A 10,179-nucleotide genomic window follows, 5' to 3' on the forward strand; every position below is an offset into this window, starting at 1 on the left:
TAACTAGCATCATGCTTACGCTATTATTGCTTAGGTTAATCTGAGTGATCTTTACCGTATCAAACGAAAAATAAAAGCGAATGATAATGGATTTTATGACAATTGTGGGAAGCCTGTTTTCTTATAGCGCGAGGGATTTCATTTCGCGCTGCGCGGATCGATATGGGTATTAACCATTTGAGTTGGAGTCGAGTTGTAGCAATAAACTCAAATTACGAAAGTGCGAATGCGAGTATAGTTGTCGATTAGATTACAGGCATGCTAACTTATGGCTGCAATATATTATAGGGCTTTTAAAGTTGGATAGATTGGGGAAAGTTTCAAGTGAAAATTCCAGTTGATAGTTTCAATGCTAAAGATTTTCATCGAAAAATACTCAGTATCAGTGGTATTTCACTTAAAGAACTTGAGCAGCAAATCAATAGCTGGATTAATACTGCTTTGAAAAATATTAACGGATAATTCTATAACCCATTTTCATTAACTAATTTTCAATAACGACTTAGTTAGAATATTCTTACCATGCGATGATAAGTAGATTATTGTGCAACAAACACTAATTTTGTTCGGGTAATTTTTAAAGCCAAATAGTGTTTTACCGCGATAGAAAAGACTAATCTAAAAACATCGGTAATATTAACTTTTAAATCTTTCTTGTATATACAAACAGCGTAAGGCTTTGTAATTCTTTCAGAAAATATACGGGACTAAATTTTGTAACATTCTCTTGCTATAAAACACCTCAGTAACCTTTTAGTTTTGTGTTAATCCTTGCGTTAAATGTGTTACCCTCTCCGCTCTTGTCGTATAGAAGTAAAAGTAGTAAGGATAACAAGTGCCTCAAATTCAAGCCAGTTTAAGTAATATTGCAACAATGGATACAAATGATCCTTTAGCAAATAAACGGAAAGCTTTTCAGCTACCAAAAAATAAAATTTACTTAGATGGTAACTCACTAGGCCCAATGACCTTTGCAGCGAAACTTCGGGCTGAAAAAGTGCTCGCTGAACAATGGGGTGATGATCTCATCACTAGTTGGAACAAGCACCAGTGGATAGATTTACCTGAAATCATTGGTGAAAAAATAGCCCCTTTAATAGGTGCAGCTGAAGGCCAGGTTATTTGTTGCGATAGCGTTTCGATTAATTTGTTTAAAGTATTAGCAGCCGCTCTATCACTTAATACCAAGCGAACTAAAATACTATCACAAAGCGATAATTTCCCAACTGACTTATATATGACTCAAGGCTTACAGAATTTATTAGGTCGTGAACGTTGTGAGCTAGTCACGGTAACAGAAGATTCTATCATTGAATCCCTTGATGATTCTATTGCAGTACTTATGCTTACTCAGGTTAACTTTAGAACGGGCCGTGTATTAGATATTCAATCGATCACTCTAGCGGCAAAAGAAAAAGGCATATTGGTTATTTGGGATTTAGCCCACAGTGCTGGCGCAATTCCTGTTAAGTTAGATGAGTGGCAAGTTGATTTTGCCGTAGGCTGTGGTTATAAATATTTTAATGGTGGCCCCGGCGCACCAGCTTTTGTGTATGTCGCAAAGCGCCATTTATGCGATCTTGAACAACCCTTAAGTGGCTGGATGGGTCATCGCTCGCCTTTTGACTTTGCTCCAGACTATGAAAAGTCTAGTAGTATAAAGCAGTTTTTATGCGGTACTCCCAGCGTAATATCAATGTCTGTACTTGATGAATCGTTAAACCTTTTTAAAGATATAAGTATTGAAATGATTCGCCAAAAATCATTGGCGCTGACCGACTTGTTTATACAAAAAGTTAAGCAAAACGATTGTTTAAATGGATTAAAACTCATTACACCACTTGAACACCATTTACGAGGCAGCCAAATTGCGTATTGCCATAATGATGCCTACGCTATTTGTCAGGCTTTAATAGCACAAGGTATCATTGCCGATTTTCGAGCGCCAAATATTTTACGTTTTGGTTTTTCGCCGTTGTTTTTGCGCTTTAAAGATATTGAAGATAGTGTGAGCGCGTTAGTTGATGTAATCGAAAATAAAAAGTATCTACAAGAAGAGTTTAATAAACGGTTAGCCGTCACTTAAAACTTGCTAGTTGTTACTATTTCATTTCACTGATTATCGCTTTAACTCAAGAAAATTCTTTGCGAAGAAATATTGGCCAACTTATCTAAATTATAAGTTGGCAATTGAGCAAACTTAAACTAAGGGATATCTGAATAACCTTCAATTGTTTTGCTTTCTAGTGTAAAGCACGTTTCATTTTCTCTTAACCGACAAATAGTATAAATCCCCGCTTGCGAAGTTAACTTCAGCCAATCTTCTTGGCTAATGACTTGAGTGCTTTTATCGTTGATTTTAGTAATTAAGTCGCCTTCTTTTATGTCTACTGCTGTATTTCTAATATCTGGAAATATATAGCGTACAACAAATTCGCCACTGCGAATTTTTCTGAGTTCTAAGCCTAAGAGATTATAACGAGTTTGGTAAGCTGTGTTAGGCCGCTTAATTAAATGTATTTGATCCGAGTGATAGTCAATAATGAATCGAAACTGATTTAACAGTGCACTGCCTATGACCCCGTTGTCATCTTCAAAATCTCCACCAATCAAGTTGGTTTTAACATTTGATAGCGATAGGCCAGAAAAGCTTAATTGACTTAGACGTATGCGCTTATGTACTGTACGGCCGCTTAATCCAAAGTCAGCGGCAGTGATACGGGTAATGTTATTTTTTCTACTAATGTCTGAAAAATCTGCATCAATAAATAAACTTTCAGCAACCTTTAAATAGTGGCGGCTACCTGTATCGATAATAAAATCTAACGCTATAGGCTGAGAGTTTCCAAAATCTAACTGACCTTCTATGCTAATTTTGCTAAAAAATGTGTCAAACTCTATCGATGTCTCTTGCCCTAATCTTTGGTATGGCAGGCTACTTATCACTATTTTATTGTCTACTTTATCAAATAGCCATGAGAAATGTTTTAATATATCGTGGCCTAAAACGCCATCGTAGATTGCTTCGTCTTCACGCAAAAAATACAAACTCTTTGTAACAGGTAAAAATGCAAAATTAACGTCAAAGAATGCCACTTTAGACAAGCCGATTTGCTTTACTTGGGTTTGGTAAACGGGAGAATCCTTTTCATCACCCCAGCCACCAACTTTTAATTGATATCCTTTTTTAACCTTAAGCGCTTTAACTTTTGGCGTATCAAATAAATAGCTCATAGAAGCGCCAGTATCGATCATAAAAAGAAACCCGGACTGTCCATTGATTGCCACTTGAATATAGGGCTTTTCTCCAATATAGCGAGCCTGTAAAGTGACTTCTGTTGTATTTTCTTGCCAATGGGGTACTAAATGATCATTGGCATTTTTCATACGAACGGTGTTAGTAAAATTACATCCGCTTAATACGATAGCAAAAATAAGTAACCAAATTGGTTTCGTAACTGACACGCCCTACTCCTTTTAGTAATGGTGGTTCAATATATTACAGCAGTGCTTGTGTTATATATCACCAGCACACCAGATTCAAGCGCGAAGTTGAGCGGTTTGTAACAAAATAAATCTAATGCCTAGGTTTGGAGTGCGTCTGATTATAAGCAATCAATAAAAAAGCAAAATAATAGCCTTAGATCTGGAAAGGTTAAATGTTGTATAACAATGATAAAACTAAGGTAAAACCTAAGCCCATCAATAAAGTGAGCGGCAGCCCCACTTTAATAAAATCACTAAACTTATAGCCGCCAACACTGTAAATTAACAAATTAGTTTGATAGCCAATAGGCGTTGCATAGCTCATATTCACGCCAAATAATACCGCTAAAATAAATGCTTCGGGTGCGGCGTTTAAGGCTTGGGCAATATTAATAGCAACAGGCGTCCCTATAACGGCAGCGGCGGTATTAGATACAACATTAGTGATAACAGCCATTAAAAATATCAAAGCTCCCAGCGTTACAACTGAAGGTAGGTTCTGAGTTAAGTTAAGAAACTGGCTACTTAAGTAAGAATCAGCGTCGGTAACTAGCATTGCTTTACCTAATGCTAAGCTAACCACAATGATCATAATGACAGAGGGGTTAAGTGCGCGGGCTATTTCTGTCCAGTTAATGCATTTAGTTAATAGCATTAACCCAACCCCACCTAAAGCGCTAATAGAAATCGGCAATAAATTGGTTGCAGCAACGACTATGACTAATAACATAATGGCTAAGGCCAGCGGCGCTTTGTGCGAAGCCACTAAATTGATTTTACTGCTGAGTAACAGTATTCGACTATTATTCTTTAACCGTTCTAGCTTCTCAGGTGTCCCTTGCACTAATAGAATATCGCCACGATGAAGCTCTGTCTCTGAGATTGATTTGGCAATATTTTGCGGTTGGTATAAACGATGAAGCGCTAAAACGAGTAATTCGTGAACGTGTGAAAACCTCACTTGCTTTAAGGTTTTACGTTCTAAAAATGAGCCTTCGGTGACTAGAATTTCGGCTAGTACTTGATCATCTTGAGTAAATCCAGTAGATTTTTCAATACTTTTTTTAAGACCTACATCTTCATAAAGTTGCGCTTTAAAAATGTGGCTATATTCCATTAGCTCATCAGCGTTACCACTCACTATTAAGCCGTCACCCTCTTTTAAGGTTACAGTTGGTAACGTGATAAGTTGATTTTTACCTCGAATTATTCGACTAATTTTAATTTTGTGATCAGTCATCGCAATGGTTTCAGCAAGCGTCTTACCATTGATCACGCTGTTATTCGTAATCATAAGAACCGCTTTAAAAATACGACTTTCTTTTTGTTCTAACGGCAAGCGCCTATCTGGTAGTAATAATGGCGCGATAAAACTAAGATACAACAATCCAAAGCCGCCCACTATAGCGACGGGCAAAGCAAAATCAAACAGACCAAACTCGTGGCTACCTAGGTCTCTAGCGACTGAAACAATTAATAAATTGGTAGAAGTACCAATGGTTGTTGCCGTACCACCAATTAGTGTAGCAAGCCCCATAGGCATTAATATTTTAGAGGCCGATTGACTATTACTTTGCGCTACACTAATTAAAACTGGAATTAGCATCACTACAATGGGCGTATTATTTAAAAAACCACTAAACAAGGCGCTAACTAAAAGTGTAATAACTAAACACAGTTTCGGTGAGCGACTCCAATGCACTGTTAAAACGCCAATTAAAGGCTTCATTGCACCGGTCTTTTCAATGCCTCTGCCTAATATCATTAAGCAGCAAATCGCTAATAGTGCTTCGTGTCCAAAGCCTAAGAAAAAATCAATAGGGTTAAAATTCGATTGATCTTCTAAAGTGTAGGGAAAAACTTGAAATCCAAGAGTTAAAACAAATAATACAATTAAACTAGATGTTTCTAGCCTGATTTTGTCTTGCGCAAACAGTATAAGTGCCGCGCCTATCATAATTAATGTTGCAAGAGCATGTGGATTTAAAGATTCCGACATAGTTTTATTAATCCAATAAAATCTAATTAACTTTAATCGACTGACTGCTTAAACTTATTACTCGTCATTAGACGAGTCGTTTGGCTTTAAAATGTCATTATTAATTGCAGACGACCGAATATGTAAGTCGCGCTGTGGATAAGGAATTTCAATATTGTTTTCGTGTAGCTTATCCCAAACATTTAACAACAAGTCACTTTTCACATTGGCTAAACCGTTCATAGGATCTTGTATCCAAAAACGCATTTCTATGTTTACTGAGTTGTCGGCAAAGTCTTTAACTAAACAATTTGGTGCAGGTTCTTTTAATATGCGAGGGGTTTCACTCATCGCTTGCTTGCATAAATCCACTGCTAAACGAATATCAGATTGATAATGTACACCAATCATTTTGTGCACTCTTAATAAGTTGCTTGAATGTGACCAATTCTCTACTTTCGTGGTAATGAGTTCTTCATTGGGTATTAAGTGTTCAATACCATCACGGGTTAATACTGAAACATAGCGAGCACCTAATGCATCAACTTTACCATAGTCGTCACCTAACGCAATAACATCACCAGGCTTTATCGACTTATCGGCTAGTAAAATAAAGCCACTAATTAGGTTCGCAAATATTTTTTGTAGACCAAAACCTAAGCCTACACCTATTGCGCCGCCAAAAACGGCAAATACAGTGAGATCAATTCCAACAATTGTTAACGCAATAATTAAGGCGATGACTGCCAGCGCTATTCTTAATAGTTTAGCAGACAAGACTTTAAATGATTCAGACAAATTAGTTGACTGTTTAAGGCGCCCTTCAATGATTTGGCCAGCCAATGAAGTAACCCATAATAAAACAACGAGTGCCAAAATGGCCTGTAGAATTGTTAAAGCGGATAGTTTTGCTTGACCTAAACTTAGCGTCGCCTGCTGTAAAAATGCTAAAACATCGTCTAAAAACCCTAAGATATTTAATGCAGCGACAAGCCAGGCAGATAAGGCAATGAATTTTGATGCCAACGGGTTAACTACAAACAACGAAGCTATATTAATAATTACCCAGGCGGCACTTAAACTGTTGACTATACCGACCAAACTGTGGCGGTATTCGATATAACTTAGGATTAAATTAAAAACTGATAAATAGCCAAGTAGTAATAACGGAAAAACAATTCTATCGGCTGAGTCTTTAAGGCGATTAAGCAAAGCCGAGCTAGACTTAAGAGCAGCATATTGATTGGTACTAGTTCGAATTGTCTTTACTGAAATAATCGCTAAAATAGCAGCCACTAAAATCGTACTTAACTCAATTAAGGTATCGACAGTTGCAACTCTTGTCATTATCCAATCTTTTATAAGGTTAATATTTTCTACCCAAAAAGATTCAGCACCTAGCTTATTGATCATTTAGATTCCTTATTTATAACCAGCTTATAACCAGCGCTTTTTTCTAAAATAGATGACTTGAATAACAGCCACCACAAGCATAATGCCAAGTAATATAAAATAGCCTGATTTGGAGGACAATTCTGGCATATTTTCAAAGTTCATACCGTAAATTCCAGCCATAAAGGTTAAAGGCACAAAAATAACGGTTATAATCGTTAAAAGCTGCATTACGCGGTTAAGTTGATGGGAGGCCATACCTAAATACCCATCGGTTAAATCGCTACAAATTTGGTAGTACATATTAGACAAAGTTTGAGTACGATCAATTTGCTCATACAGATCAACAATGTCGTGGTTTAATGAAGCGTCGATTAAGCTATCGTCTTGACTTTTTAGCGACTCTGCAATTTCCTTATGGTAATTTGCAATACGAGTGAGCTTTCTCAGTCGAGACTTATAACCGGTTAACTCTGCAAGCAAAGTGTCGTCCGGTTTAATAAACATCTCTTCTTCTATTTCATCGAGTCTCGGTTCTAGCTCTAGCAATATCTCAACATAGCGTCTTGCTAATTTATTACTTAACTGTATAGCTAAGCCGCCAGCGCCTTTGTCAAAAAGCTGCGGGTTCTTTTGTAGTTTATTAAAAAGCCAGTTGGCTGATAACGAAGACTGGGTGTGACGACTAATTAAAAATCTTTCACCAACAAACAATGATAATTGAATAGAGCCGAAGTCAATTCCAGCAGTTGTAGCGTCTAGGCCTCTGAGTAAAATAAACAGAAACTTTTCAAAGCGCTCTATTTTAGGTGGGTGGCGCAAACGTAGCGCGTCTTGGATTGCCAAGGGATGAATGTCAAACTGGGTCAGTATCTTTTCATCGAGCGTATTTGAGGTGCTTTTTATATCGAGCCAAATAATACTATCTGTTGCGCTTTGCCAAGTTTCAATTAGCTCTTCGCCGCCAGCTTGAATAGTTGCTGTTTGGGGATCATATAAAATCGCTCTCATCATGTTCGCCTGATTTATTTAACTTATTGTTGGCACTAATTATGTTGAATATTACAACACTCAAATAACTTGCACGAGGCTTTTTTGTTTAATTTAAGCAAATATTAAAATGCTAATACTCAAGCTGAGGAGCGATGCAACTAGGGCCTAATAGTCGGGTTGTTGATTCGCGTAGCACCTAAACCTAATGCTATTCTTTTGGCTCGCCAATCACATCAGTGATTTCTAAACTAGCCACCTTAGGCTGACGTCTACGTCGGGTTTTTACAGGCACCATATGTCGCATAGATTCCAGCTTACCAAAACAAAGTAGCTTGTCGTTCGCCTCTAAAACGCGGCTGCTTTTTGGGTTGGGAATTGTTTTAATGCCTCGATAAAGGTTCAAAACGTTAATATCTTGCTCACGTAACTGAGTCTGTTCTATCGTCATGCCGACGAAATTCGACCCTTCAGGTATGAAAATTTCACTTACGCCATAACCTTTGCTCACGGTTAATCTTTGGCGCACGTCAATTTCAGGAAAATCAACTTGAGCGGCAATATACTCTATGACAGCACCCGCAATGTCTAAACCAGTGCAAGTTTCTATTCCCTCAAGACCCGGAGACGAATTAACTTCCATAATTTGTGGGCCATCTTTACCCTCTAACATGTCAACGCCGGCCACTTGTAAACCTAAAATTTGAGCTGCTTTAACTGCGGTCTCAGCATATTCCTCGGATAAAGTGACTGCCTCTGCGACCCCTCCTCTGTGCACGTTACTTCTAAATTCTTGGCCTTGAGCTACCCGTCGCATAGCAGCTACTACTCTATCACCTACCACAAAGGCGCGAATGTCTTTACCTTTACTTTCTGCGACAAATTTTTGAATTAACACATTTTGCTTTTGGCTTTGCAATAGCTCAATGATCGACTCAGCGGCTGTCACTGTGTCGGCAAGTAATACGCCAATACCCTGCGTGCCCTCAATTAGTTTAATAATAACTGGAGCGCTGCCAACTCTTTCAATTGCACCAAGTACATCTTTTTTATTTTTCACAAAAGTAGTTCGGGGAATCCCAATATGATGGCGACTCAATATTTGCAGACTTCTTAGTTTATCTCTAGAGTTGCTGATGCCGTGAGAAGTATTTGCACAAAAAACCTCCATCTCTTGAAACTGCCTTACCACAGCCGTACCGTAGTATGTAATAGAAGCGCCAATTCGTGGCAGTACGGCATCATAACCACTCAGTGGTTTCTGGTTGTAGTACAAATCGGGCACACCGCGCTGCAAATCAATGGCAAACTTCAGAGTATTAAGTACTTTTACTTGGTGCCCACGTTGTAATGCGGCTTCTTTCAAGCGCATTGTGCTATAAGACTTAGGACCACAGGATAATATTGCTAATTTCATGATGAGCACCTTTAAATAAGCTGGGCTTAACTGGACATAATCACTACCATGCTCAACACGACAAAATTGATATTTTAGAAAAGACGGTGATAGAGCGCGTTCATTACGCTAGCTTAAGCATAGTCTTTTCAACAAAGAACATCAAAATTAAGCTATTGATGGTTAAATTGTAGCTAATGCGCTATTTAAGCGTTAAGCGTTAAGCCATTGTGAAATTAGACTGGGCAGTGCAACCGAAGCTTTCGACTTAATAAACTCAAAGCCAGCAGGTGTTTGCTCTAAATCTAATGAGACTATCACCTTTTCTGCGCTAGTTGGCGCAAAGTCTACTAAGCTTGCTACAGGAAAAACACTCAGCGAAGTGCCAACAACAAGGACTTTGGCTGCATCGGTAATCTCTTGGGCTGCTACCTCAAAAGCCGGGACCGCTTCTCCAAACCAGACGATATAGGGCCTAAGCTGGCGTCCGTCTGCACCTAAATCGCCTATTTTAATATCTTTATAGCCAATATCGATTACATGCGCCTTATCTACCTCGCTACAGGCTTTGGTTAATTCGCCATGCACATGAATCACGTTTTTGGATCCTGCGCGCTCATGCAAGTCATCAACATTTTGCGTGATGACTAAAGTATCAAACTGATCCTGAAGCTCTGCAATAGCTCTATGAGCTGGGTTTGGCTGGCAATTAGCTAACTGGCGTCTACGTTGATTATAGAAAGATAGAACAAGTTCTCTATTTGCCATCCAGGCTTGCGGAGTTGCGACATCTTCTATGGCATGATTTTCCCACAAACCATTTGAGTCTCTAAAGGTTTTAAGGCCACTTTCAGCACTGATTCCTGCACCGCTAAGTACAACAATTTTTTGCTTCTTTAATGACATAAGAAATCCTAACTTAATGAATACTCTGCGT

General features: G+C 38.4%; 8 protein-coding genes and 1 pseudogene. 2 read left to right on the forward strand and 7 right to left on the reverse strand.

Annotated elements, in window-relative coordinates:
• The first annotated feature begins 324 nt into the window (after positions 1-324).
• Positions 325-462, forward strand: a complete 138-nt coding sequence (locus ACUR5C_RS08345) for a hypothetical protein (protein WP_454464656.1) — start codon at positions 325-327, stop codon at positions 460-462.
• A 373-nt stretch (positions 463-835) separates the two neighbouring features.
• On the forward strand, positions 836-2,086 hold the full coding sequence (gene kynU, locus ACUR5C_RS08350; protein WP_454464657.1) for a kynureninase: 1,251 nt from the start codon (positions 836-838) through the stop codon (positions 2,084-2,086).
• A gap of 119 nt (positions 2,087-2,205) precedes the next feature.
• Here kynU and ACUR5C_RS08355 read toward each other — a convergent pair whose 3' ends face one another.
• The 7 genes and pseudogenes from ACUR5C_RS08355 to ACUR5C_RS08385 all read right to left on the reverse strand — a co-directional run bounded on the left by ACUR5C_RS08355 (position 2,206) and on the right by ACUR5C_RS08385 (position 10,148).
• Positions 2,206-3,465, reverse strand: a complete 1,260-nt coding sequence (locus tag ACUR5C_RS08355) for an aspartyl protease family protein (protein ID WP_454464658.1) — start codon at positions 3,463-3,465, stop codon at positions 2,206-2,208.
• A 190-nt stretch (positions 3,466-3,655) separates the two neighbouring features.
• The gene (locus ACUR5C_RS08360) at positions 3,656-5,485 is read right to left on the reverse strand and encodes an SLC13 family permease (RefSeq protein WP_454464659.1); all 1,830 of its coding nucleotides are present in this window, start codon (positions 5,483-5,485) and stop codon (positions 3,656-3,658) included.
• Positions 5,486-5,542: 57 nt separating this feature from the next.
• On the reverse strand, positions 5,543-6,877 hold the full coding sequence (locus tag ACUR5C_RS08365) for a mechanosensitive ion channel family protein (protein WP_454464660.1): 1,335 nt from the start codon (positions 6,875-6,877) through the stop codon (positions 5,543-5,545).
• A gap of 24 nt (positions 6,878-6,901) precedes the next feature.
• Positions 6,902-7,867: a magnesium transporter CorA family protein gene (locus ACUR5C_RS08370; RefSeq protein ID WP_454464661.1), complete on the reverse strand. Its 966-nt coding sequence runs from the start codon at positions 7,865-7,867 to the stop codon at positions 6,902-6,904.
• 190 nt (positions 7,868-8,057) lie between these two features.
• Positions 8,058-8,357 carry a cation:proton antiporter regulatory subunit gene (locus tag ACUR5C_RS08375; protein WP_454467874.1) on the reverse strand — a complete coding sequence of 100 codons (300 nt, stop codon included), beginning with the start codon at positions 8,355-8,357 and terminating at the stop codon, positions 8,058-8,060.
• Positions 8,340-9,263, reverse strand: a pseudogene (locus ACUR5C_RS08380) (ATP-grasp domain-containing protein); the annotation flags it as partial. The pseudogene ACUR5C_RS08380 and the gene ACUR5C_RS08375, both read right to left, overlap by 18 nt.
• 192 nt (positions 9,264-9,455) lie before the next feature.
• The gene (locus ACUR5C_RS08385) at positions 9,456-10,148 is read right to left on the reverse strand and encodes an SIR2 family NAD-dependent protein deacylase (RefSeq protein WP_454464662.1); all 693 of its coding nucleotides are present in this window, start codon (positions 10,146-10,148) and stop codon (positions 9,456-9,458) included.
• Positions 10,149-10,179: the final 31 nt, after the last annotated feature.

The organism is Aliikangiella aequoris (genome assembly GCF_053709105.1).